General features: G+C 35.8%; 35 protein-coding genes. All 35 read right to left on the bottom strand.

The annotated features are described in order from the left end of the window. Positions 1–13: 13 nt before the first annotated feature. Positions 14–928, bottom strand: coding sequence for a dimethylarginine dimethylaminohydrolase family protein (locus P163_RS07915; RefSeq protein WP_034889341.1), 915 nt, complete (start codon positions 926–928; stop codon positions 14–16). 76 nt (positions 929–1,004) lie between these two features. After that, the gene (locus tag P163_RS07910; protein WP_034889339.1) at positions 1,005–2,288 is read right to left on the bottom strand and encodes a citrate synthase; all 1,284 of its coding nucleotides are present in this window, start codon (positions 2,286–2,288) and stop codon (positions 1,005–1,007) included. Between the two features lie 188 nt (positions 2,289–2,476). Then, positions 2,477–3,763 (bottom strand): phosphopyruvate hydratase, encoded by a 1,287-nt coding sequence (eno, locus tag P163_RS07905; protein WP_034889338.1) that lies wholly within the window; start codon positions 3,761–3,763, stop codon positions 2,477–2,479. A 149-nt stretch (positions 3,764–3,912) separates the two neighbouring features. Then, positions 3,913–5,139, bottom strand: coding sequence for a hypothetical protein (locus P163_RS07900; protein ID WP_034889336.1), 1,227 nt, complete (start codon positions 5,137–5,139; stop codon positions 3,913–3,915). A gap of 101 nt (positions 5,140–5,240) precedes the next feature. Next, a complete protein-coding gene (locus P163_RS07895; protein ID WP_156100670.1) occupies positions 5,241–5,789 on the bottom strand; it encodes a hypothetical protein in 549 nt (182 codons plus the stop codon). Between the two features lie 140 nt (positions 5,790–5,929). Further along, positions 5,930–7,039 (bottom strand): glutamine-hydrolyzing carbamoyl-phosphate synthase small subunit, encoded by a 1,110-nt coding sequence (gene carA / locus P163_RS07890; RefSeq protein ID WP_034889332.1) that lies wholly within the window; start codon positions 7,037–7,039, stop codon positions 5,930–5,932. Positions 7,040–7,238: 199 nt separating this feature from the next. Then, positions 7,239–7,736 carry a 50S ribosomal protein L17 gene (rplQ, locus tag P163_RS07885; protein WP_034889330.1) on the bottom strand — a complete coding sequence of 166 codons (498 nt, stop codon included), beginning with the start codon at positions 7,734–7,736 and terminating at the stop codon, positions 7,239–7,241. Between the two features lie 39 nt (positions 7,737–7,775). Then, the gene (locus tag P163_RS07880) at positions 7,776–8,768 is read right to left on the bottom strand and encodes a DNA-directed RNA polymerase subunit alpha (protein WP_034889328.1); all 993 of its coding nucleotides are present in this window, start codon (positions 8,766–8,768) and stop codon (positions 7,776–7,778) included. A gap of 20 nt (positions 8,769–8,788) precedes the next feature. Further along, positions 8,789–9,394, bottom strand: coding sequence for a 30S ribosomal protein S4 (gene rpsD / locus P163_RS07875; protein WP_034889325.1), 606 nt, complete (start codon positions 9,392–9,394; stop codon positions 8,789–8,791). Positions 9,395–9,483: 89 nt separating this feature from the next. After that, entirely contained in the window at positions 9,484–9,876 is a 393-nt protein-coding gene (gene rpsK / locus P163_RS07870; RefSeq protein ID WP_034889323.1) for a 30S ribosomal protein S11, read from the bottom strand. Positions 9,877–9,884: 8 nt separating this feature from the next. After that, positions 9,885–10,259 carry a 30S ribosomal protein S13 gene (rpsM, locus tag P163_RS07865; RefSeq protein ID WP_034889321.1) on the bottom strand — a complete coding sequence of 125 codons (375 nt, stop codon included), beginning with the start codon at positions 10,257–10,259 and terminating at the stop codon, positions 9,885–9,887. A 2-nt stretch (positions 10,260–10,261) separates the two neighbouring features. Next, positions 10,262–10,378: a type B 50S ribosomal protein L36 gene (gene ykgO / locus P163_RS18125; RefSeq protein WP_073370549.1), complete on the bottom strand. Its 117-nt coding sequence runs from the start codon at positions 10,376–10,378 to the stop codon at positions 10,262–10,264. A 119-nt stretch (positions 10,379–10,497) separates the two neighbouring features. Next, positions 10,498–10,713, bottom strand: a complete 216-nt coding sequence (gene infA, locus P163_RS07860) for a translation initiation factor IF-1 (protein WP_006988529.1) — start codon at positions 10,711–10,713, stop codon at positions 10,498–10,500. Positions 10,714–10,715: 2 nt separating this feature from the next. Beyond that, the gene (gene secY, locus P163_RS07855; protein WP_034889319.1) at positions 10,716–12,053 is read right to left on the bottom strand and encodes a preprotein translocase subunit SecY; all 1,338 of its coding nucleotides are present in this window, start codon (positions 12,051–12,053) and stop codon (positions 10,716–10,718) included. A 10-nt stretch (positions 12,054–12,063) separates the two neighbouring features. Continuing rightward, entirely contained in the window at positions 12,064–12,516 is a 453-nt protein-coding gene (gene rplO, locus P163_RS07850; protein ID WP_034889317.1) for a 50S ribosomal protein L15, read from the bottom strand. Between the two features lie 8 nt (positions 12,517–12,524). After that, a complete protein-coding gene (rpmD, locus tag P163_RS07845; RefSeq protein WP_034889315.1) occupies positions 12,525–12,707 on the bottom strand; it encodes a 50S ribosomal protein L30 in 183 nt (60 codons plus the stop codon). A 12-nt stretch (positions 12,708–12,719) separates the two neighbouring features. Continuing rightward, on the bottom strand, positions 12,720–13,244 hold the full coding sequence (gene rpsE / locus P163_RS07840; protein WP_034889313.1) for a 30S ribosomal protein S5: 525 nt from the start codon (positions 13,242–13,244) through the stop codon (positions 12,720–12,722). 6 nt (positions 13,245–13,250) lie between these two features. Continuing rightward, positions 13,251–13,607 carry a 50S ribosomal protein L18 gene (gene rplR / locus P163_RS07835; protein WP_034889311.1) on the bottom strand — a complete coding sequence of 119 codons (357 nt, stop codon included), beginning with the start codon at positions 13,605–13,607 and terminating at the stop codon, positions 13,251–13,253. 13 nt (positions 13,608–13,620) lie between these two features. Then, positions 13,621–14,163 (bottom strand): 50S ribosomal protein L6, encoded by a 543-nt coding sequence (gene rplF / locus P163_RS07830; RefSeq protein ID WP_034889309.1) that lies wholly within the window; start codon positions 14,161–14,163, stop codon positions 13,621–13,623. 18 nt (positions 14,164–14,181) lie between these two features. Continuing rightward, a complete protein-coding gene (gene rpsH, locus P163_RS07825; RefSeq protein ID WP_034889307.1) occupies positions 14,182–14,580 on the bottom strand; it encodes a 30S ribosomal protein S8 in 399 nt (132 codons plus the stop codon). A gap of 70 nt (positions 14,581–14,650) precedes the next feature. After that, entirely contained in the window at positions 14,651–14,920 is a 270-nt protein-coding gene (gene rpsN / locus P163_RS07820; protein ID WP_034889305.1) for a 30S ribosomal protein S14, read from the bottom strand. Between the two features lie 2 nt (positions 14,921–14,922). Continuing rightward, positions 14,923–15,474, bottom strand: a complete 552-nt coding sequence (gene rplE / locus P163_RS07815) for a 50S ribosomal protein L5 (RefSeq protein WP_034889303.1) — start codon at positions 15,472–15,474, stop codon at positions 14,923–14,925. Between the two features lie 2 nt (positions 15,475–15,476). Then, a complete protein-coding gene (gene rplX / locus P163_RS07810; RefSeq protein WP_034889301.1) occupies positions 15,477–15,788 on the bottom strand; it encodes a 50S ribosomal protein L24 in 312 nt (103 codons plus the stop codon). 12 nt (positions 15,789–15,800) lie between these two features. Continuing rightward, positions 15,801–16,169, bottom strand: coding sequence for a 50S ribosomal protein L14 (gene rplN, locus P163_RS07805; RefSeq protein ID WP_034889299.1), 369 nt, complete (start codon positions 16,167–16,169; stop codon positions 15,801–15,803). Position 16,170: 1 nt separating this feature from the next. Further along, positions 16,171–16,428 carry a 30S ribosomal protein S17 gene (rpsQ, locus tag P163_RS07800; RefSeq protein ID WP_006988541.1) on the bottom strand — a complete coding sequence of 86 codons (258 nt, stop codon included), beginning with the start codon at positions 16,426–16,428 and terminating at the stop codon, positions 16,171–16,173. 18 nt (positions 16,429–16,446) lie between these two features. Continuing rightward, entirely contained in the window at positions 16,447–16,638 is a 192-nt protein-coding gene (gene rpmC / locus P163_RS07795; RefSeq protein ID WP_034889297.1) for a 50S ribosomal protein L29, read from the bottom strand. A gap of 12 nt (positions 16,639–16,650) precedes the next feature. Continuing rightward, positions 16,651–17,070, bottom strand: coding sequence for a 50S ribosomal protein L16 (gene rplP / locus P163_RS07790; protein WP_034889295.1), 420 nt, complete (start codon positions 17,068–17,070; stop codon positions 16,651–16,653). A gap of 19 nt (positions 17,071–17,089) precedes the next feature. Further along, entirely contained in the window at positions 17,090–17,815 is a 726-nt protein-coding gene (gene rpsC, locus P163_RS07785; RefSeq protein WP_034889294.1) for a 30S ribosomal protein S3, read from the bottom strand. 4 nt (positions 17,816–17,819) lie between these two features. Next, positions 17,820–18,227, bottom strand: coding sequence for a 50S ribosomal protein L22 (rplV, locus tag P163_RS07780; RefSeq protein ID WP_034889292.1), 408 nt, complete (start codon positions 18,225–18,227; stop codon positions 17,820–17,822). Between the two features lie 8 nt (positions 18,228–18,235). Then, positions 18,236–18,514, bottom strand: coding sequence for a 30S ribosomal protein S19 (gene rpsS / locus P163_RS07775; protein WP_034889290.1), 279 nt, complete (start codon positions 18,512–18,514; stop codon positions 18,236–18,238). Between the two features lie 6 nt (positions 18,515–18,520). Continuing rightward, positions 18,521–19,348: a 50S ribosomal protein L2 gene (rplB, locus tag P163_RS07770; protein ID WP_034889288.1), complete on the bottom strand. Its 828-nt coding sequence runs from the start codon at positions 19,346–19,348 to the stop codon at positions 18,521–18,523. Between the two features lie 9 nt (positions 19,349–19,357). Beyond that, positions 19,358–19,648 carry a 50S ribosomal protein L23 gene (gene rplW / locus P163_RS07765; RefSeq protein WP_034889286.1) on the bottom strand — a complete coding sequence of 97 codons (291 nt, stop codon included), beginning with the start codon at positions 19,646–19,648 and terminating at the stop codon, positions 19,358–19,360. A gap of 5 nt (positions 19,649–19,653) precedes the next feature. Further along, positions 19,654–20,283 carry a 50S ribosomal protein L4 gene (gene rplD, locus P163_RS07760; protein ID WP_034889284.1) on the bottom strand — a complete coding sequence of 210 codons (630 nt, stop codon included), beginning with the start codon at positions 20,281–20,283 and terminating at the stop codon, positions 19,654–19,656. Continuing rightward, positions 20,283–20,894 carry a 50S ribosomal protein L3 gene (rplC, locus tag P163_RS07755; protein ID WP_034889282.1) on the bottom strand — a complete coding sequence of 204 codons (612 nt, stop codon included), beginning with the start codon at positions 20,892–20,894 and terminating at the stop codon, positions 20,283–20,285. The genes rplD and rplC overlap by 1 nt, the downstream gene beginning before the upstream one ends. Positions 20,895–21,074: 180 nt before the next feature. Further along, positions 21,075–21,380 carry a 30S ribosomal protein S10 gene (gene rpsJ, locus P163_RS07750; RefSeq protein ID WP_010230113.1) on the bottom strand — a complete coding sequence of 102 codons (306 nt, stop codon included), beginning with the start codon at positions 21,378–21,380 and terminating at the stop codon, positions 21,075–21,077. Positions 21,381–21,386 lie beyond the last annotated feature (6 nt).

The following is a 21,386-nucleotide window of genomic DNA, read 5'->3' as shown; positions in this document are numbered from 1 at the left end:
CTTCATTTACTTTCTATTCTCTAATTAATGGTAATGTTGAACATCTTAGCAAACCTTCCTGTTTAGAAATTTCTGCATAAGGAACCTCCTCTACCGTAATATTCTGTTCTCTTAACCATGTATTTAGTCTGGTAAAATTCTTTTCTGAGATAACTACCTCTTCAGAAATTGAAAACACATTAGAATTCATATAGTACATTTCATCTCTAGTGATCTCAAATACATTTTCCTTTCCGAATAATCGAACCAACCATTCATATTCTTCTTCAATTAAGAATCCTCCTTTGTAAATGATCGCTTTATCTTTTCCTACCGGTTGAAAACAGCAATCTAAATGCAAGGCATTATCTTTAGCTATCGTATTCGATTTTTTAAGACTGAAGGATTTCACTTTTCTATTAGGGAAAACTTCCTGAAGCCACTGCACACCTTTCATATTTGTTCTGGCAGTTATAAAATCTTTATAATCTTCTCCTTTATAAGTTCCTACCAAAATATAGTTCTTAAAAGGCATTACATCTCCACCTTCCATATGAGCATCTTCTGGCATGGTAAGAACCTTAGAAGGATCTATTTGAGAGATAACATGATTTATAGCCTCTATCTCCTCATCTCTATCTGGTAAGATGTTGGCCTTAATAAATTTATCATCTATAACAAATGCAATATCTCTGGTAAATATCTGATTGTAATCTTCTATGATCTTAGGTCTGAATACCTGAATCTTGTATTTTTCAAAAACTGCAGCTACAGCCTCCATCTCTGCAACCATATCTTTTTCTAATGGATAGGTGCCGGCAGCAATAAATTCAGCCGATTTGGGATCATAAGCATCTATAAGCTCTGGAGTTGGTCCATTACTTACAGCAGTTCCTAAAACTACGGCCTTTAAAGGAGCAGTTTCACTGGTGATGTTCAATTTCAACATTTTAGTGGGTTTTTAGCAAATATAAAAAAAGCTTCATTGTACAATGAAGCTTTTTTTATATAGATATTTATAATAATTATCTCTTTTCTATATCTTGAAAATCACGTAAGCTTTCTCCAATATAAACTTGTCTTGGTCTACCAATTGGTTCTTTCCCTAAACGCATTTCTCTCCATTGTGCGATCCATCCTGGAAGACGTCCTACTGCAAACATTACTGTAAACATCTCTGTTGGAATCCCCATAGCACGGTAAATAATTCCTGAATAGAAATCTACGTTTGGATATAATTTTCTTTCTACAAAATATGGATCTTCTAAAGCAGCTTTCTCCAAACTCTTAGCGATATCCAAAATTGGATCGTCTACTCCTAAAGCTTCTAAAACCTCATCGGCAGCTTTTTTAATGATCTTGGCGCGTGGATCAAAGTTTTTGTAAACTCTATGCCCAAAGCCCATTAATCTAAATGGATCATCTTTATCTTTAGCCTTATCTAAGAATTTTGAAGTATCTCCACCATCAGCTTTAATCTCTTCCAACATTTCTATTACAGCTTGGTTAGCTCCACCATGAAGTGGTCCCCAAAGTGCAGAAACTCCTGCTGATATTGAAGCAAATAATCCTGCATGAGAAGAACCAACTATTCTTACAGTAGATGTTGAACAGTTTTGCTCATGATCTGCATGAAGAATTAATAATTTATCTAAAGCATCTACTACCGTTTGATCTAATTTATAATCTTCACCAGATTTAGCGAACATCATTTTAAGCAAACTTTCTACATACCCAAGATTGTTATCTCTATTATCCATAGACATATCATTTCTCTTACGCAATGTCCATGCTGCAAGTGTTGGGAATTTAGCCAACAACTTAACGATTGCCTTGTACATATCTTCTTCAGAATCTACATTTACAGATTTTGGGTTGAAGGCGATAAGAGCACTAGTTAAAGAAGACAACATCCCCATTGGGTGAGCAGAAGGTGGAAAACCGTTTATTACAGTTTTCATATCATGATTTACCTCGCTCTGATCTTTGATATCAGCTTTAAATTTATCTAACTCTTGCTTGCTTGGAAGTTCTCCAAAGATCAACAAGAAAACAACCTCTAGAAAATCTGCTTTTTCAGCAAGTTCTTCTATAGAATATCCTCGATATCTTAAAATTCCTTTTTCACCATCAAGAAAAGTAATGGCACTTTCACAACTTCCAGTATTTTTAAAACCAGGATCAAGAGTAATCACTCCCGCATCCCCTCTTAAACTCTTAATATCAATGGCAACTTCATTTTCAGTTCCAATGGTTATAGGGAACTCATATTTCTTCCCATCGATCTCTAGCGTAGCAACTTTTGACATATAATTATAACTTTTTCTGATTAATTTTTCGGATAGCTAAAATACAAAAATAGTGTCTAAAAGACACGTAATACCCATCGTAATTTACCATATCACTAATAACTTTAGCAATATTTTTGGAAAAATGAAGATAAAAAAATCCCCATCAGGTATTGATGAGGATTTAATATATAAATAACGCTTTCTTATTAGATCTTAAAAGCTTTCATCTGCGGAAAATAAGCTACACTTCCTAGTTCTTCTTCTATTCGTAAAAGTTGATTGTACTTGGCCATTCTATCACTTCTTGAAGCAGAACCTGTTTTAATTTGTCCTGTGTTTAAAGCTACCGCAAGATCTGCTATTGTATTATCTTCCGTTTCTCCAGATCTATGAGAGATCACACTTGTATACCCTGCATTTTTAGCCATGTTTACAGCCGCAATGGTTTCGGTAAGTGTTCCTATCTGATTTACTTTAATAAGAATTGAATTCGCAATTCCTTCATTTATACCTCTAGAAAGTCTTTCTACATTAGTTACAAAAAGATCGTCTCCTACTAATTGAACTTTATCTCCAATTTTATCTGTAAGATATTTCCATCCTTCCCAGTCATTTTCATCCATTCCATCTTCAATAGAGATGATTGGATATTTAGAAGCAAGTTCTGCTAAATAATCTGCTTGTTCTTCGCTGCTTCTTGTTACTCCACCTTCACCTTCAAATTTCTTATAATCGTATTTACCATTCTCATAGAATTCTGCTGCAGCACAATCTAAAGCTATCATTACTTCATCTCCTCCTTTATACCCTGCTTTCTTAATTGCTAATAAAATAGTTTCTAATGCATCCTCAGTACCATCTAAGGTTGGAGCAAATCCACCTTCATCACCAACAGCAGTACTTAAACCTCTGTCATGTAACACTTTCTTAAGATTATGGAAGATCTCAGTTCCCATTTGCAAAGCATGAGAGAAAGTTTTTGCTTTCACAGGCATGATCATAAATTCTTGAAATGCGATTGGAGCATCACTATGAGAACCACCGTTAATGATATTCATCATAGGTACTGGAAGTGTATTTGCACTTACTCCTCCAATATATCTATATAACGGCATATTTAACTCATTCGCTGCCGCTTTAGCAACCGCAAGAGAAACTCCTAAAATAGCGTTAGCACCAAGCTTCGCTTTATTTGGGGTACCATCTAGTTCAATCATTGCCTGATCTATCAAATTCTGATCAAAAACAGAGTAACCTAACAATTCTTCAGCAAGAACAGAATTAACATTATCTACAGCCTTAGAAACTCCTTTCCCCATGAATTCCTTTCCACCGTCTCTTAACTCTACAGCTTCATGCTCTCCTGTAGAAGCTCCAGAAGGTACTGCTGCTCTACCTAAAATTCCGTTTTCTGTAATTACATCTACTTCTACAGTAGGGTTCCCTCTTGAATCAAATATCTGACGTGCGTGAATATTGATAATTATACTCATAATATTATATTTTGTTTTTATATAGTAATCAGATGACAAGATACAAATTGAAGCTCAATTTTTTAAGAATTCAGAAAGTTTTAGAAGGAATTTTCACTACATCGTTTTAGTAAATAAGCCTATAGAAATAGGATTAATACTGTAGATATTTACAAAAATGAATATGTGAATATGAGCGAAGCAGTGCCATACGATGACACAAAATCTAAATTATAGGTGCCATCAACAAACCTAGAACCATTTAGGTCTCGAGAAGAATTGTAACGAAATTCCACCGCTAGTTTGTTGAACAAAGTAGCTCCAGCACCTACTCCAAAACTCGATCCCGATTTAAATTCATCTAAAAACGGATCTTCGTTCATAAATGTATTTGCAAAGGCAACCTCTGTATTTACAGGAAGATCTGCACTTACAACGGCGTTTACAAATAACTTAGTTGTAGAACTTAAGAAGAAATAATGTCTAACTCCAATAGCTAATTCTACAGACCTACTGTTTATTGAAAAATCTGATTCATAACTTTTGGTAAGATGTTTTTCTGCCTTAAAACTTCTATAGACTGGTTGCGCAAAAACAGCCCATTTATTTTTATTAAAAGGTAAAACGTATTCTATTTCTGCACCAACCCGAATAGAGATTTCATTAGCTAAAGAAATACCTGTAGCATTAAGACCATTTTCGATATCCATATTAGTAAAATCTGCTCCTACCAATGCTTTTATATTTAATTTGCCCGATGAATTATACTTGCCATAATTAGAGATAGCGGCATCACTACATTTATTGTAATCTATAAAATAATTTTCAAGATCACTTTTGCTATAAGAAATCTTCTTATAATCTGCTACATCTCTATTGCTGCAATTTAGCATCACAAACAGTTGTTGCTGAAAGTAATTATTGATTGCTATCTTCCCCGAGATCAAATATCTTTTGTAGATGAGTTGTTCCGGAATATTATTATCTTCTCTGAAGAAATAACGAAGCACACCATTCTTTCTATATAGAAAAAGATCGGCCTGCCCGTCTATCAAATAGCTTAGTAACACAACTCGTGTGGTAAATTCTGGACTTCGATTTTCAGTTAACTCTCTTACCAGATTGCGTGAAAGATCTACTTGAACCTTAGCCTTTAAAAACCTTGAATTTGCAACTCCAAATTCTAATATGTTATCTATTGTTTTGAATTCAGGTTCTGAGTTTTCATTGATCTTGAAGTTGAAACTTTCTGGATTATCATTCCAGTCCTGATTTTCTATGTAACCCGAAATTCTATTTCCTGAAACATCTATATAATAACCCTTCTCAAATTTAACTTGAGCATAACATGTTGATATTAAAAAAAATGTAATAATTGAAATTAAATTGATTTTCATGAAGAATATTTATTTGATAGCTATTATATAGATAGAGATGAAATTTAGTATGGAAACTTAACAATCAGCGCAATTTGTAATTCTTATAATAAAAATTTCGTCTATTTACGCTCAGGGTTTTCTTTCCCCAACTTAAACCCAAGCTGAAAGGATATTTGAGAGGCCAAATAGGCATTATCAACATTATTAAAACCTAAACCTAATCCTAGAGTCAAATTCAACTTGAAATTTCCGCTGTAAACCCGTTGCAATCCCCAAGCCGGCCCAACAAAACCACTATAATCATTATTTAATTGCATATCTCCTAAAATAGGATCACCACTAGCAATAAGCCCTACAGCAGCAAGATAATTCCCACTGTTTTCTGATGTCTTTTTACCTTTCTCCATTCTTTTATCAAGATTGTAATAATATCTATATTGAGTTTCGAATTGAGGATAAATGCCATATTCAGGATTATCTAGATAAGAAGCATCGTGATAGCCAAATCCCATCCCTAATACTGCATCTACAGTGGTATTCTTAGTTACGGCAATTTCATATTCTAAAGAAGGAATTAAAAAATTTAAAGAGAATTGATTTTGAGTTGAATTTTGAGAATAAGATAGTACCCCCATTAATAGGCATAGTGTAGTAAAAAATTGTTTCATTAAATTAGTTTTTGATTGATGGTTATCCGCAAATCTAATTTTTAATTACAATATCTTTACATAATTAACGCTTAAAATGAATATAAATAAGAAAACCCGAGGCTTACACCCCGAGTTTTATATAATATTAATTACAAAGTTTATTTTGTCGCTTTAATTCTGTCTATAAATTCGTCAAAAAGATAACTGGCATCGTGCGGCCCAGGGCTCGCCTCGGGGTGATATTGTACAGAAAAACAATTTTTATTGGTCATTTCTAATCCTCCAATAGTATCGTCATTTAAACAAATATGAGTGATGCTAATATCGGGATTTGCCTCAGCCTCTTTTCTGTCTACTGCAAAACCATGATTTTGAGATGTGATCTCCCCTTTCCCGGTTTTAAGATTTTTTACAGGATGATTAATACCTCTATGCCCATGGTGCATTTTATATGTTGATATACCATTGGCAATTGCAATGATCTGATGACCAAGACATATTCCAAATAAAGGGTGATTATTCTCTATAATAGTTTTGGTAAGAGCTATAGCATCTGATAATGGTTTAGGATCTCCCGGGCCATTAGACAGAAAGTAACCATCTGGTTTCCATTTGCTTAAATCTTCATAAGTAGCATTATATGGGAACACCTTTATATATGCATCTCTATCAGCAAGATTTCTTAAAATATTCTTTTTGATACCTATATCTAGCGCTGCTATTTTATAGGTGGCATTTTCATTACCAAAATAATAGGGCTCCTTCGTAGAAACTTTAGAAGCTAATTCGAGACCATTCATATCTGGAACTTTTTCCAGTTGAGCCTTAAGCCCCTCTATGTTGTCTACGTCTGTAGAAATAATTGCATTCATAGCTCCATTCTCACGGATATAAGTAACCAATGCTCTGGTATCAACATCCGAAATGGCAAATAGATTACTATCGTTTAAAAATGATTCTAAAGAAGCTTCTGCCCTAGGTCTTGAATAGTTGTAACTAAAATTCTTACAGATCAAACCTGATATTTTTGCTTTATCAGATTCATTTTCTTCCCCTATAGTACCATAATTACCAATATGAGCATTGGTTGTCACCATTAATTGCCCAAAATAAGATGGATCTGTAAAGATCTCCTGATAACCGGTCATTCCCGTATTGAAACAAACTTCACCTACGGCACTTCCATCCTTATCTCCTACAGATTTACCATGAAAAATGGTCCCGTCTGCTAATAAGATAATCGCTTTTTTTCTAGATTGGTATTTCATGTCTTAGTTTACAAAGTTGCGGCAAATTTAAACATCTTTACAATATCACTTGTAGAGTTGTTAAATAATAATTTGCCATGATAGATATTAAAGATTTTTTAATAAGGATAATTTGACGAGGATTTCTCTACAAAGCAAAAAAAAAGGATAAACCTAAATGGCTTATCCTTTTTATTAAATTGATTTAGAAGAATCATTACTACTCTTCTTTTTTATCGTCTTTTTTCTCTGTGCTTTTGCTTTCTGCTTTAGCCGGAGCTGCAGCCGCATCAGCATCTTTTTTCTTACCTGCTCTACGAGTAGATTTTTTCTTCTCTGGCTTAGTAAGATTATAAACTTCATTGTAATCTACAAATTCGATCATTGCCATATCAGCATTATCTCCTAAACGATTACCTAGTTTTATAATTCTTGTATAACCTCCTGGACGGTCTCCAATCTTAGGTGCTACATCACGAAACAATTCTGCAACGAATTCTTTTTGACGAAGTTTAGCAAAAACTAATCTTCTATTGTGTGTAGTATCTTCTTTAGATTTGGTAACCAAAGGCTCAACAAACTGCTTTAAAGCTTTAGCTTTAGCAACAGTAGTGTTAATACGCTTATGCTCAATTAGGGAACAAGCCATGTTTGCTAACATAGACTTACGGTGCGCCGTTTTTCTTCCTAAGTGATTTATTTTCTTTCCGTGTCTCATTACTATTCTCTTTTAGACCTATTATCCAGAAACTGGAAACTAGTCTTTATCCAATTTATATTTTGATAGATCCATACCAAAGTTTAAACCTTTATTATTCACAAGCTCTTCAAGCTCGGTTAAAGATTTCTTACCGAAGTTACGGAACTTCATTAAGTCATTTTTATTGTAAGATACTAAATCTCCCAAGGTATCAACTTCAGCTGCCTTTAAACAGTTAAGTGCTCTAACAGAAAGATCCATATCTACCAATTTGGTTTTAAGCAACTGTCTCATATGAAGGGATTCTTCATCATAAGTTTCAGTTTGCGCAATTTCATCAGCCTCTAGAGTTATACGCTCATCAGAGAACAACATAAAGTGGTGTATCAAGGTCTTAGCTGCCTCAGTTAAGGCATCCTTAGGATGAATAGAACCATCACTGCTGATCTCAAATACCAATTTCTCATAATCAGTTTTTTGTTCAACACGGTAATTCTCTATACTATACTTTACATTTTTTATTGGTGTATATACCGAATCTGTAAAGATAGTTCCTAAAGGAGCATTGGCTTTTTTGTTCTCTTCTGCAGGAACATAACCTCTTCCTTTTTCCACGGTAAGTTCCATATTGAAACTTACTTTTTTATCTAAATTACAAATAACTAAATCTGGATTTAGAATTTGAAAACCTGAGATAAATTTCTGGAAATGACCAGCAGTAAGCTGTTCTTGACCGGAAACAGAAATTGTAACGGCTTCATTGTCTATTTCATCAATTTGCCTTTTAAACCTTACTTGTTTCAGGTTCAATATAATTTCTGTTACATCTTCTACCACGCCAGGGATTGTAGAGAATTCATGATCAACACCTTCAATGCGAACTGAAGTTATTGCAAATCCTTCTAATGATGATAACAGTACTCTTCTTAAAGCGTTACCAACAGTCAATCCATATCCTGGTTCCAAAGGGCGAAATTCAAATTTCCCTTCGAAATCGGTTGAATCAATCATTATAACTTTATCGGGCTTCTGAAAATTTAGTATTGCCATATTACGACTTCTGTGAATTATTATTTCGAATATAATTCGACGATGAATTGTTCATTTATATTTTCTGGAATTTGAACTCTTCCAGGAACGGAAACATAAGTTCCCAATTTAGTATCATTGTTCCAAGTGATCCACTCGTAAGTAGCACTTGAATTAGAAAGTGAACTTTGAATTGCATCCAAAGATTTTGATTTTTCTCTTACCCCTACAACATCTCCAGGCTTTAACTGGTAAGAAGGAATATTCATCACTTCACCGTTTACAGTAATGTGTCTGTGAGAAACCAATTGTCTCGCACCAGGTCTTGATGGAGAAATTCCCATTCTGTAAACAACATTATCCAAACGAGACTCACATAATTGTAAAAGTACTTCACCGGTAATACCTTGTGAACGTGTAGCTTTTTCAAACATGTTTCTGAATTGACGCTCTAATACACCATAAGTATATTTAGCCTTTTGCTTCTCCATTAATTGGATTGCATATTCAGATTTTTTCCCTCTTCTACGGTTATTACCGTGTTGTCCCGGAGGATAGTTTCTTTTTTCGAAAGACTTATCGTCTCCGAATATAGCCTCGCCAAATTTACGTGCTATCTTAGTCTTTGGACCAGTATATCTTGCCATTGAAAATTGTTTTTAAAAAAAAAGCGATTATGAATTAAGGTCACTGTCCTTCGATAATCTATAGTGCTTTCTTTGTTTATACTTAATAATTAAACTCTACGTCTTTTTGGAGGTCTACATCCGTTGTGCGGTAATGGAGTAACATCAATAATTTCTGTTACTTCAATTCCTGCATTGTGAATAGAACGGATTGCAGATTCTCTACCATTTCCTGGTCCTTTAACAAACACCTTAACTTTACGCAAACCAGCTTCATGAGCTACTTTAGAACAATCTTCTGCAGCTAATTGTGCAGCGTAAGGAGTATTCTTCTTAGACCCTCTAAAGCCCATTTTACCGGCAGAAGACCAAGAGATTAAATCCCCTTTCTTGTTAGTTAAAGAAATAATGATATTGTTAAAAGAAGCAGTAACATGCGCTTCTCCATTAGACTCAACGATTACTTTACGTTTCTTTTGAGCTGCTTTTTGAGTTTTTGCCATCTTACTTATTATTTAGTTGCTTTCTTCTTATTAGCAACTGTTTTTCTTCTACCTTTTCTGGTACGTGAATTGTTCTTGGTACGTTGACCTCTTAATGGAAGTCCTGATCTATGACGAACACCACGGTAACATCCTATATCCATAAGACGTTTAATGCTCATTTGTACTTCTGAACGTAGTTCACCTTCAATTTTATAAGTTCCCACAGCTTCACGAATTCTTCCGATTTCATCATCGGACCAATCTGAAACTTTGGTGCTCTCATCTACCTTGGCTTCTTTCAAGATCTCTTGAGATCTGCTTTTGCCAATTCCGAAGATATAGGTTAACGCTATAACTCCTCGCTTTTGTTTTGGTATATCAACCCCTGCAATTCTTGCCATAATTAGCCTTGTCTTTGTTTAAATCTAGGATTCTTTTTGTTAATAACGTAAAGTCTGCCTTTTCTTCGCACAATCTTGCACTCGGCACTCCTTTTTTTAACTGATGCTCTAACTTTCATCTCTATAGGTTTATGTATTTCCTAATCGTAATTAATAAAACCGCGATTAAGCATTTTACTATCACAAATTTTTCAGACTGCAAAAGTATTAAAAATTTTGCAATTACCTGAATTTGTTTTTAGTATCTGTATGTTATTCGAGCCTTAGATAAATCATAAGGGCTCATTTCCAATTTTACTTTATCTCCTGGTAACAATTTAATGTAATGCATACGCATCTTTCCAGAGATATGAGCTGTCACAACGTGACCGTTTTCAAGTTCTACTCGAAACATTGCATTAGACAACGCTTCGATTATAGTACCATCTTGTTCTATTGCTGATTGTTTTGCCATAGTTACGCTACTGCTTTTCTATTTTTACCTGTTTTCATCAAGCCATCATAATGCCTATTAAGCAAATATGAGTTTACCTGTTGCATAGTATCAATCGCAACCCCCACTAAAATTAATAGTGAAGTACCTCCAAAGAACAATGCCCAACTTTGCTGCACACCCAACAATTGCATTACGATAGCAGGGAACACTGCAATCAATGCTAGGAAAACTGACCCTGGAAGGGTAATTTGAGACATTACTCTATCAAGAAATTCTGCAGTTTCTCCTCCTGGACGAATCCCTGGAATAAAACCACCACTTCTCTTAAGATCATCTGCCATTTTATTAGTTGGAACTGTTATAGCTGTATAGAAGTATGTAAATACAATGATTAACAAAGCAAATACAAGGTTATACCAGAACCCGAAGATATTACTGAAAGCAGCTGCGATCCCCTGAGAGGTTTCCCCATCAGATAAACCTGCAACGGCTGCCGGAATAAACATAATTGCCTGAGCAAAGATGATAGGCATTACCCCAGATGCGTTTAATTTAAGAGGAATATACTGTCTTGATCCAAATACATTCTTCTCATACCCACCAGTTGCACTTCTTCTTGCATATTGTACTGGAATCTGTCTTACTGCCATTACTAGCATGATAGACGCAAAGATAATAGCAAACCAAATCACCAATTCTATTAAGATCATTATCAAACCACCGTTAGATTCAAATACGCGAGATGCGAATTCTTGAACGAAAGCCAAAGGCAAACGAGCGATGATACCAACCATAATTAATAATGAGATTCCGTTACCAATTCCTTTATCTGTAATACGCTCCCCAAGCCACATCGCGAAGATGGTACCTGTTGTAAGTATAATTACTGAAGAAACTATGAAGGTAATGTTATCCCCTAATAAGAATGCACTTTGAGGTAACGTAGCAAAAAGGTTATAGATATAACCAGGACCTTGAACCAAGGTAATTGCAATCGTTAACCATCTTGTAATTTGATTAATTCTTCTTCTTCCACTCTCTCCTTCTTTTTGAAGCTTTTGCAGGTAAGGAACCGCAATTCCCATTAACTGCACTACAATAGAAGCAGAAATATAAGGCATGATCCCTAATGCGAATACGGAAGCATTTGAAAATGCTCCTCCAGTAAAGGCATTAAGAAGACCCAAAAGCCCACTATCTGTTTGACTAGCAAGATTCGATAACTGTGCAGCATCGATCCCAGGTAATACAACCTGGGCTCCAAACCTGTAAACTAACAATAGACCTAGGGTAACTAAAATTCTATTTTTTAGCTCCTCGATTTTCCAGATATTCTTAATAGTATTGATAAATTTCATAGTTTATCTATTATAAAGTAACTACTTCACCTCCGGCAGCTTCTATAGCATCCTTTGCTGAGGCAGTAAATTTATGAACAGATATTTTCAACTTTGCTTTTAATTCTCCTCTACCTAATATCTTAACTTGCTCGTTTTTTCTAACAAGACCGTTTTCTACCAAAACATTCATATCAACAGAATCTGTTACGTTTCCATTATCTACAAGTGTTTGTAAGGTATCTAAATTGATCCCTTGGTATACTTTACGATTTCTGTTTGTAAAACCAAACTTCGGTACACGTCTTTGAAGTGGCATTTGCCCACCTTCAAAACCAATCTTCTTTGAGTAACCAGAGCGAGATTTTGCACCTTTGTGACCACGAGTGGCAGTACCACCTTTACCGGATCCTTCTCCACGTCCTACACGCTTGCTGTTACTTTGAACTGAACCTTCTGCAGGTTTTAAGTTACTTAAATCCATGTGATTTATTATTTTGTTTCTTCAAAAGAAACTAAGTGTGAAACTTTATTTACCATACCAAGGATATTTGGTGTGTTTTCGTGCTCTACAGTTTGGTTTAGTTTTCTAAGACCAAGTGCTTCCAAAGTACGTTTTTGGTTTGCTGTACGTTTGATCGCACTTTTAACCTGTGTTACTTTTATCTTTCCCATTTTATCCTTGAATTAACCTTTAAATACTTTATCTAATGTAACTCCACGTTGCTTAGCTACAGTTTGAGCACTTCTTAATTGCAATAATGCATCAAAAGTGGCTTTAACTACGTTATGAGGGTTAGAAGAACCTTGATTCTTAGAAAGTACATCATGTACTCCTACAGATTCTAATACGGCACGAATTGCTCCACCTGCTATAACTCCAGTACCGGTAGCTGCTGGTATAAGCAAAATTCTTGCTCCTCCGTATTTCCCTTTTTGCTCATGAGGTATCGTTCCTTTATTCAAAGGAATTCTCACTAAGTTTTTCTTTGCGTCTTCCACGGCTTTAGCAATAGCATCGGCAACCTCTTTAGATTTACCTAAACCTTGACCAACAACTCCGTTTTCATCACCTACTACTACAATAGCAGAAAAACCAAATGCTCTACCACCTTTAGTAACTTTTGTAACACGTTGTACTCCCACCAAACGATCTTTCAATTCAAGACCGGCTGGCTTTACAAGTTCTACATTTTTATAATCTTGATACATATCTTATTAGAATTTTAGTCCGCCTTCACGGGCACCATCTGCCAATGATTTAACTCTTCCGTGATATAAATAACCACCTCTATCAAAAGAAATAGTTTCTATTCCGGCTTTTAGCGCTCTTTCAGCAAGGCTTTTTCCGACTAAAGTAGCTTTGTCGATTTTATTGCCTTCTGCTGATGATACGTCTTTATCTCTAGAAGAAGCTGCAACCAAAGTTTTTCCTTCCACATCGTCAACTATCTGAGCATAAATTTCTTTATTACTTCTAAATACTGCCAATCTTGGACGACTTTGGGTACCCGTAATGTCCTTACGAATCCTCTTCTTAATCTTATTTCTTCTATCTTGTTTTGAAAATGCCATATCTAAACTCTTATTAAGCTGATTTACCTGCTTTTCTTCTTAATTGTTCTCCTACAAACTTAATTCCTTTTCCTTTGTAAGGCTCTGGAGCTCTGAAGGAACGAATTTTAGATGCTATTTGGCCTACCAATTGCTTATCATGTGAAGTTAATTTCACGATTGGGTTTTTACCCTTATCTGAAACTGTTTCCACAGTAACCTCTGGAGCCACTTCAAATACAATATTGTGAGAGAATCCAATTGCTAAATCCAATTTATTTCCCTGGTTAGATGCACGATAACCTACACCTACCAATTCCAATTGCTTACTAAAGCCATTTGAAACTCCTTCAATCATATTATTTACCAACGCACGGTATAAACCGTGTTTTGATTTCTGGTCTTTCTTGTCAGAGAAACGCTCGAATGTAATAACTCCATCTTCGATCTTGATCTCGATATCGCTAAATTCTTGCTTTAACTCTCCTAATTTTCCTTTAACCGTCACTATCCCGTCCTTTACGTCTACTGTAACGCCATCTGGAATTGTGATTGGGCTTTTACCTATTCTTGACATTTCTTAAGTCTTTAAGTATTAGTAAACGTAACACAACACTTCACCACCAACTTTTTCAGCTTTGGCTTGCTTCCCTGTCATTACTCCGTGAGAAGTAGAAACAATAGCAACTCCAAGACCGTTTAAGATTCTAGGTAGCTCGTTAGCTCCAGCATACTTACGTAAACCGGGTTTACTTATTCGTTGAATTTCTTTTATTACTGGCTCTTTAGTTAATTTGTCATACTTAAGAGCTATTTTAATAATTCCTTGTGTGGAATTATCTTCAAATTTGTAACTAAGAATATATCCTTGATCGAATAATATTTTAGTGATCTCCTTTTTAAGATTAGAAGCCGGTATCTCAACAACACGGTGGTTGGCAGCTACGGCGTTTCTAATTCTTGTTAAATAATCTGCAATAGGATCTGTAGTCATATACTTGATTTGCGGTAATGGTTTTCGAACCCGGTAATTACCGGGACGAACCTAAAACCTATTTATAAATTTACCAACTTGCTTTTCTTACACCTGGAATTAATCCCTGATTTGCCATTTCTCTGAACATAACACGAGAAACACCAAATTGTCTCATATACCCTTTAGGTCTTCCGGTTAATTTACAACGGTTGTGCAAACGAACTGGAGAGGCATTCTTTGGTAATTTCTGTAAACCTTCAAAATCGCCAGCTGCTTTTAAAGCCTCACGTTTTTCAGCATATTTCTTTACCGTTTCTTGTCTCTTCACCTCACGGGCTTTCATTGATTCTTTAGCCATAATTAATTCTTTTTAAAAGGTAATCCTAGTTCAGTTAACAATGATTTTGCTTCTTTATCTGTAGGAGCAGAAGTTACAAAGGTAATATCCATACCGCTAATTCTATTCACCTTATCGATATCGATCTCAGGGAATATAATTTGCTCTGTAATACCTAAATTGTAATTTCCTCTACCATCAAAACCAGTAGCTTTAATACCACTAAAGTCACGTACACGAGGTAGCGCTGAAGTGATTAAACGATCTAAGAATTCATACATTCTATCTCCACGTAACGTAACTTTGGCACCAATTGGCATCCCTTTACGTAATTTGAATGAAGCAACATCTTTCTTAGACATTGTAGATACGGCTTTTTGACCGGTAATTGCAGTTAATTCATCAACTGCATGATCGATCAATTTTTTGTCTGCTACAGCTGCTCCAACTCCGCGGCTTAAAACTATCTTTTGTAGTTTTGGAACCTGCATTACGTTAGAGTAACTGAATTCTTCTGTAAGAGAAGAGATAATTTTATCTCTATATTCTTGTTTAAGTCTTGGTACGTATGCCATAACTATATTACTTCATTAGATTTTTTGGAAAATCTCACCTTCTTACCATCTTCCGTTCTATAACCTACACGTGTAGTGTCTCCTTTTTTATCTACTAGAGATAAATTAGAAATATGAACTGGTGCTTCCTTTTTTACTATTCCTCCTTGTGGATTAGATGCGCTTGGCTTCTCATGTTTAGAAACCATATTAACACCTTCCACAATTGCTTTATTTTTCTCACGAAGAACCTTCTGAACTTTACCTTCTTGACCTTTATGGTCTCCAGCATTCACTCTTACGGTATCTCCAGATTTTATTTTAAGCTTTGTCATCTTATGTATGTATTAAAGCACCTCTGGTGCTAATGATACAATCTTCATGAATTGTTTATCACGAAGTTCTCTTGCTACTGGTCCAAATACACGAGTACCGCGCATTTCTCCAGCCGGATTCAAAAGAACACATGCGTTATCATCAAAACGGATATATGATCCGTCTGGTCTACGCACTTCTTTTTTGGTACGAACAACAACTGCCGTAGAAACTGCACCTTTTTTAATGTTTCCATTAGGTGTAGCTTCTTTTACACTGACAACTATTTTGTCTCCAACAGAAGCGTATCTTCTTTTTGTACCCCCTAATACACGAATGGTCAAAACTTCTTTTGCCCCGGTATTGTCTGCTACTTTTAATCTAGACTCTTGTTGTACCATCTTATTTAGCTCTTTCTATAATTTCTACTAATCTCCAACATTTAGATTTACTCAATGGACGTGTTTCCATTATTTTTACTGTATCTCCAATGTTGCAGTCATTTGTCTCGTCGTGTGCTACGTATTTCTTCGTTTTTAAAACGAACTTTCCATACATAGGGTGTTTTACCTTTTTAACTTCAGCAACCACTATGGATTTCTGCATTTTATTACTGGTAACTACACCTATACGTTCTTTTCTTAAATTTCTTTTTTCCATCTTTCAGCAGAATAACACTTATTGTTGTTCTCTTTTAGTTAACTCCGTAGCTAATCTCGCTATAGATCTTCTTACAGTACGTAACTGTATTGGGTTCTCTAATGGCGATACTGCGTGAGCCATTTTTAAATCTGCATATGCTTTTCTTGTTTTACCAAGTTCTTCTTGTAATTCAGCTACAGATAATTCTCTTACTTCTGATTGTTTCATAACGTGTCTTAATTAAGCTTCGAAATCTCTAGCTACAATAAACTTAGTTTTAACCGGAAGCTTTTGAGCTGCAAGACGTAACGCCTCTTTTGCAACATCGTAAGGTACCCCTCCTATTTCGAAAAGGATTCTTCCTGGTTTTACAACTGCTGCCCAATATTCAACGGCACCTTTACCTTTACCCATACGTACTTCAAGAGGTTTCTTTGTAATAGGCTTATCTGGAAATATTTTAATCCACAATGAACCTTCTCTTTTCATATAACGAGTCGCGGCAATACGCGCTGCTTCAATTTGACGTGCAGTAAGGAAATTTGAGTCTAATGACTTAATCCCAAATGTACCGTTTGAAAGTCTGTGTCCTCTTTGAGAAACACCTTTCATACGGCCCTTTTGCATTTTGCGATATTTTGTTCTTTTAGGCTGTAACATTTTTCTTTACTTTAAAAAATTACTTTCTACGACGTGATTTGTTGTTACCACCTCGTGCGGCTCCTCCGGTTTTTCCACCTTGCTTCTTAGCCATGCCAACAAGCGGTGAAAGTTCTCTTTTACCGTAAACCTCACCTTTCATGATCCATACTTTAACACCCAATCTACCATAAGTAGTGTGCGCCTCAACTAAAGCATAATCAATATCGGCTCTAAAAGTTGACAATGGAATTCTTCCATCTTTGTAACCTTCAGAACGAGCCATTTCAGCACCATTCAATCTACCAGAGATTTGAATTTTGATACCTTCAGCATTCATTCTCATTGCTGCAGCAATAGCCATCTTAATTGCACGACGGTAAGAGATACGATTCTCAATTTGTCTTGCAACACTAGAAGCTACTAAATGCGCATCCAATTCAGGTCTTTTAATTTCAAAGATGTTGATTTGAACTTCCTTGTCTGTGATCTTCTTAAGCTCTTCTTTTAACTTGTCTACCTCTTGTCCACCTTTCCCGATAATGATACCAGGTCTAGCAGTAGTGATAGTAACGGTTACAAGTTTTAGAGTACGCTCAATGATCACTCTAGATACACTCGCTTTTGATAAACGAGCATGGATGTATTTTCTAATCTTATCGTCTTCGGCTAATTTATCGCCGTAGTCATTTCCTCCGTACCAGTTGGATTCCCATCCTCTAATGATACCAAGGCGATTCCCGATTGGATTTGTTTTCTGTCCCATACTCTTAGCTTTGTGTATTATTGTTGTCTCCAAGCACTAATGTAACGTGGTTGGAACGTTTTCTAATTCTGTGAGCGCGACCTTGTGGAGCAGGACGAAGTCTCTTCAACATACTTCCACCGTCTACGCGTATTTCTTTTACGAATAATTCAGCATCTTCGATACTTGCATCTTCATTTTTAGCTTGCCAGTTAGCAATCGCAGAAAGTAATAACTTTTCTAATTTGCGAGATGCATCCTTAGAGCTAAATTTTAAAATATGAAGCGCTCTCTCTACTTGTTCACCTCGTACTAAATCTGCAACTAGTCGCATTTTTCTTGGCGAACTAGGGCAGTTATTCAGTTTTGCAAATGCTATCTGCTTTTTAGCTTCCTTAGTTTGCTCTGCTTTTTCTCTTTTACGAACTCCCATAGCTTCAATTATCTTTTACCTTTGTTTTTCGCACCTACGTGACCTCTAAAAGATCTAGTCGGTGAGAACTCTCCTAATTTATGACCTACCATATTTTCAGTAACATAAACAGGAACAAATTGTTTTCCGTTATGAACTGCAATAGTTTGCCCAACGAAATCTGGTGTAATCATAGAAGCTCTAGACCATGTCTTGATAACTGCTTTTTTACCAGATTCTACGTTTTGAGAAATCTTTTTATCTAACTTATAGTGAACGTAAGGTCCCTTTTTTAATGAACGTGCCATATCTTATTATTTCTTTCTACGTTCTACAATATATTTATTACTCGCTTTTGTTTTAGATCTGGTTCTGAATCCTTTAGCAGGTAAACCTTTTCTAGAACGTGGGTGACCTCCAGATGCACGACCTTCACCACCACCCATTGGGTGATCTACAGGGTTCATCGCAACCGGTCTTGTTCTTGGTCTTCTTCCCAACCATCTACTTCTACCAGCCTTACCGGAAACGATAAGTTGGTGATCGCTATTTGAAATAGCACCGATAGTTGCAACACAAGTCACAAGAATTCTTCTGATCTCCCCAGAAGGAAGTTTAATTGTAGCATACTTCCCTTCTCTCGCTACTAATTGAGCAAAAGCTCCAGCACTACGAGCCATAACAGCTCCTTGTCCAGGACGTAATTCAATACAAGAAATAATAGTACCCAATGGAATGCTGCTCAAAGGCATAGCATTTCCAATTTCCGGTGCTGCAGATTCAGCGTCAGAAACGATGTTCTGACCTACCTGCAATCCATTTTGAGCTACAACATATCTTTTTTCACCATCTTGATAATTCAAAAGTGCAATAAAAGCAGTTCTGTTCGGGTCATATTCTATAGTCGCAACTGTAGCAGGAATACCATGCTTATCGCGCTTAAAGTCTATTACTCTGTAACGTCTTTTGTGACCACCACCTTTATAGCGCATGGTCATTTTTCCTTGACTGTTTCTACCACCTGATTTTTTAATCGGAGCTATTAAACTCTTCTCCGGCTTATCAGTAGTAATGGCGTCAAAACCATTAACTACTCTAAAACGCTGACCAGGGGTGATTGGTTTTAATTTTCTAACTGACATTGTTTAATCTTAAAGATTACTGTATAAATCAATAGTTTCACCTTCCGCCACCTGTACATATGCTTTTTTATAAGCACTTGTTTTACCAGTGATCACTCCTGTTTTTGTAAAACGGGATTTACGATCTGGACGGACATTAATTGTGCGAACTTTAGTAACTGAAACACCATAAGCAGATTCTACTGCATTCTTGATTTCAATCTTATTCGCCTTATTATTAACAACGAAAGAATAGCGGTTAATTAACTCACTATCTGCAGTTGCTTTTTCTGTAATAATAGGTTTTATTAAGATACTCATAGCATTTATTTACTTAAATTCGACTCAATTCCTTCTAAAGACCCCTCCATAAACACAAGACTTGTTGCGTTAAGGATTTTGTAAGTGCTTAATTCTGAGCTACTTACAACTTCGGTGCCTTTTAAATTGCGTGACGACAAATATACATTTTTATTCGCGTCACCCAAGACTATAAGAGATTTTTTCTTATCTACCCCTAAACCTTTCAAAACATCGATGAAGTTTTTGGTTTTTGGTGTATCAAATTGGAAATCTTCTACTACGATAATATTCTTATCATTTGCCTTTAAAGAAAGAGCAGATTTTCTTGCCAATCTTTTAAGGTTCTTGTTCAATTTAAACCCGTAATTTCTTGGACGTGGTCCAAAAACTCTACCTCCACCTCTAAAAACTGGAGATTTAATACTTCCTGCACGAGCAGTACCTGTACCTTTTTGTTTCTTAATCTTACGAGTACTTCCTGTAATCTCCGCACGCTCTTTTGCTTTATGCGTTCCTTGGCGTTGGTTAGCCAAGTATTGCTTTACATCAAGATATACTGCGTGATTATTAGGTTCTATTGCAAAAACAGAGTCAGAAAGACTAACCTTTCTACCTGTTTCTTTTCCTTTAATATCTAAAACTGCTACTTCCATTACTTCTGAATGATTACATATGAGTTTTTGTGACCAGGAACACATCCTTTTACAACAAGTAGATTTTTATCTGCAACTACTTTTAAAACTCTTAAGTTTTCTACTTTCACTTTTTCACCTCCCATACGACCGGCCATACGCATACCCTTAAATACTCTTGCAGGATATGACGCTGCACCAATAGAACCTGGAGCTCTTAAACGGTTATGTTGTCCGTGAGTAGCTTGACCTACACCACCAAAACCGTGTCTTTTAACAACACCTTGAAAACCTTTACCTTTACTGATACCAGCAATGTCAACAAATTCGCCTTCCACGAATTGATCAACAGTAATAGAGTCTCCTAATTTGTATTCTCCTTCAAATCCTTGGAATTCAACGACTTTACGCATTGCTGCAGAACCGGCCTTTTTAGCGTGCCCAGTGGCAGCCTTATTAGCAGTCTTTTTGTCATCGAAACCAAGTTGAAGTGCTTCGTACCCGTCAACCTCATTGGTTCTGACTTGGGTGATAACACATGGTCCAGCTTGAATAACGGTACAAGGAATATTTTTCCCGTTCTCGTCAAAAATGCTGGTCATGCCTATTTTTTTTCCTATTAACCCAGACATAATTATTAATTAAATTAAATTATTTATTAAAAATATTCAGGATTGAAAATACTCCAATCCTGAATGTATTTTTCTCCGTTTTTCCCTCGCCAATCGCTCAGGACATGTATTGAAAGCTTATGCTTTCATGCTAAAATCTTTTATCTTTTCCTCAATTAAGAAGTATTGATAAAACATTTATCACACTTTAATCTCTACTTCTACTCCGCTTGGTAATTCCAATTTCATTAAAGCATCAATAGTTTTAGATGATGAACTATAGATGTCCAACAATCTTTTATAAGAGCTTAATTGAAATTGTTCTCTCGCTTTTTTATTCACGTGAGGAGAACGCAATACAGTAAATATTTTTTTGTGAGTAGGTAAAGGGATTGGCCCCGTTACTACAGCACCCGTAGTTTTTACGGTCTTTACGATCTTCTCTGCAGACTTGTCAACCAAGTTATGATCGTAGGATTTTAGTTTTATTCTGATTTTCTGACTCATATCCCT

This window comes from Gillisia sp. Hel_I_29 (assembly GCF_000744275.1).
Taxonomy (GTDB): domain Bacteria; phylum Bacteroidota; class Bacteroidia; order Flavobacteriales; family Flavobacteriaceae; genus Gillisia.
Note: the sequence above shows the minus strand (reverse complement) of the source record. Positions and strands in the feature narration are given on the sequence as shown.

What these genes read in the sequence shown, in the direction of transcription:
- P163_RS07915 (WP_034889341.1), bottom strand. Translation starts at nt 928, where the DNA reads ATGTTGAAATTGAACATCACCAGTGAAACTGCTCCTTTAAAGGCCGTA.
- P163_RS07910 (WP_034889339.1), bottom strand. Translation starts at nt 2,288, where the DNA reads ATGTCAAAAGTTGCTACGCTAGAGATCGATGGGAAGAAATATGAGTTC.
- eno (WP_034889338.1), bottom strand. Translation starts at nt 3,763, where the DNA reads ATGAGTATAATTATCAATATTCACGCACGTCAGATATTTGATTCAAGA.
- P163_RS07900 (WP_034889336.1), bottom strand. Translation starts at nt 5,139, where the DNA reads ATGAAAATCAATTTAATTTCAATTATTACATTTTTTTTAATATCAACA.
- P163_RS07895 (WP_156100670.1), bottom strand. Translation starts at nt 5,789, where the DNA reads ATGAAACAATTTTTTACTACACTATGCCTATTAATGGGGGTACTATCT.
- carA (WP_034889332.1), bottom strand. Translation starts at nt 7,039, where the DNA reads ATGAAATACCAATCTAGAAAAAAAGCGATTATCTTATTAGCAGACGGG.
- rplQ (WP_034889330.1), bottom strand. Translation starts at nt 7,736, where the DNA reads ATGAGACACGGAAAGAAAATAAATCACTTAGGAAGAAAAACGGCGCAC.
- P163_RS07880 (WP_034889328.1), bottom strand. Translation starts at nt 8,768, where the DNA reads ATGGCAATACTAAATTTTCAGAAGCCCGATAAAGTTATAATGATTGAT.
- rpsD (WP_034889325.1), bottom strand. Translation starts at nt 9,394, where the DNA reads ATGGCAAGATATACTGGTCCAAAGACTAAGATAGCACGTAAATTTGGC.
- rpsK (WP_034889323.1), bottom strand. Translation starts at nt 9,876, where the DNA reads ATGGCAAAAACTCAAAAAGCAGCTCAAAAGAAACGTAAAGTAATCGTT.
- rpsM (WP_034889321.1), bottom strand. Translation starts at nt 10,259, where the DNA reads ATGGCAAGAATTGCAGGGGTTGATATACCAAAACAAAAGCGAGGAGTT.
- ykgO (WP_073370549.1), bottom strand. Translation starts at nt 10,378, where the DNA reads ATGAAAGTTAGAGCATCAGTTAAAAAAAGGAGTGCCGAGTGCAAGATT.
- infA (WP_006988529.1), bottom strand. Translation starts at nt 10,713, where the DNA reads ATGGCAAAACAATCAGCAATAGAACAAGATGGTACTATAATCGAAGCG.
- secY (WP_034889319.1), bottom strand. Translation starts at nt 12,053, where the DNA reads ATGAAATTTATCAATACTATTAAGAATATCTGGAAAATCGAGGAGCTA.
- rplO (WP_034889317.1), bottom strand. Translation starts at nt 12,516, where the DNA reads ATGGATTTAAGTAACTTAAAACCTGCAGAAGGTTCAGTTCAAAGTAAC.
- rpmD (WP_034889315.1), bottom strand. Translation starts at nt 12,707, where the DNA reads ATGGGAAAGATAAAAGTAACACAGGTTAAAAGTGCGATCAAACGTACA.
- rpsE (WP_034889313.1), bottom strand. Translation starts at nt 13,244, where the DNA reads ATGTATCAAGATTATAAAAATGTAGAACTTGTAAAGCCAGCCGGTCTT.
- rplR (WP_034889311.1), bottom strand. Translation starts at nt 13,607, where the DNA reads ATGGCATTTTCAAAACAAGATAGAAGAAATAAGATTAAGAAGAGGATT.
- rplF (WP_034889309.1), bottom strand. Translation starts at nt 14,163, where the DNA reads ATGTCAAGAATAGGTAAAAGCCCAATCACAATTCCAGATGGCGTTACA.
- rpsH (WP_034889307.1), bottom strand. Translation starts at nt 14,580, where the DNA reads ATGACTACAGATCCTATTGCAGATTATTTAACAAGAATTAGAAACGCC.
- rpsN (WP_034889305.1), bottom strand. Translation starts at nt 14,920, where the DNA reads ATGGCTAAAGAATCAATGAAAGCCCGTGAGGTGAAGAGACAAGAAACG.
- rplE (WP_034889303.1), bottom strand. Translation starts at nt 15,474, where the DNA reads ATGGCATACGTACCAAGACTTAAACAAGAATATAGAGATAAAATTATC.
- rplX (WP_034889301.1), bottom strand. Translation starts at nt 15,788, where the DNA reads ATGACAAAGCTTAAAATAAAATCTGGAGATACCGTAAGAGTGAATGCT.
- rplN (WP_034889299.1), bottom strand. Translation starts at nt 16,169, where the DNA reads ATGGTACAACAAGAGTCTAGATTAAAAGTAGCAGACAATACCGGGGCA.
- rpsQ (WP_006988541.1), bottom strand. Translation starts at nt 16,428, where the DNA reads ATGGAAAAAAGAAATTTAAGAAAAGAACGTATAGGTGTAGTTACCAGT.
- rpmC (WP_034889297.1), bottom strand. Translation starts at nt 16,638, where the DNA reads ATGAAACAATCAGAAGTAAGAGAATTATCTGTAGCTGAATTACAAGAA.
- rplP (WP_034889295.1), bottom strand. Translation starts at nt 17,070, where the DNA reads ATGTTACAGCCTAAAAGAACAAAATATCGCAAAATGCAAAAGGGCCGT.
- rpsC (WP_034889294.1), bottom strand. Translation starts at nt 17,815, where the DNA reads ATGGGACAGAAAACAAATCCAATCGGGAATCGCCTTGGTATCATTAGA.
- rplV (WP_034889292.1), bottom strand. Translation starts at nt 18,227, where the DNA reads ATGGGAGTTCGTAAAAGAGAAAAAGCAGAGCAAACTAAGGAAGCTAAA.
- rpsS (WP_034889290.1), bottom strand. Translation starts at nt 18,514, where the DNA reads ATGGCACGTTCATTAAAAAAGGGACCTTACGTTCACTATAAGTTAGAT.
- rplB (WP_034889288.1), bottom strand. Translation starts at nt 19,348, where the DNA reads ATGTCAGTTAGAAAATTAAAACCAATCACCCCTGGTCAGCGTTTTAGA.
- rplW (WP_034889286.1), bottom strand. Translation starts at nt 19,648, where the DNA reads ATGAGTATCTTAATAAAACCTATTATTACAGAAAAAGCAACTGCAGAT.
- rplD (WP_034889284.1), bottom strand. Translation starts at nt 20,283, where the DNA reads ATGGAAGTAGCAGTTTTAGATATTAAAGGAAAAGAAACAGGTAGAAAG.
- rplC (WP_034889282.1), bottom strand. Translation starts at nt 20,894, where the DNA reads ATGTCTGGGTTAATAGGAAAAAAAATAGGCATGACCAGCATTTTTGAC.
- rpsJ (WP_010230113.1), bottom strand. Translation starts at nt 21,380, where the DNA reads ATGAGTCAGAAAATCAGAATAAAACTAAAATCCTACGATCATAACTTG.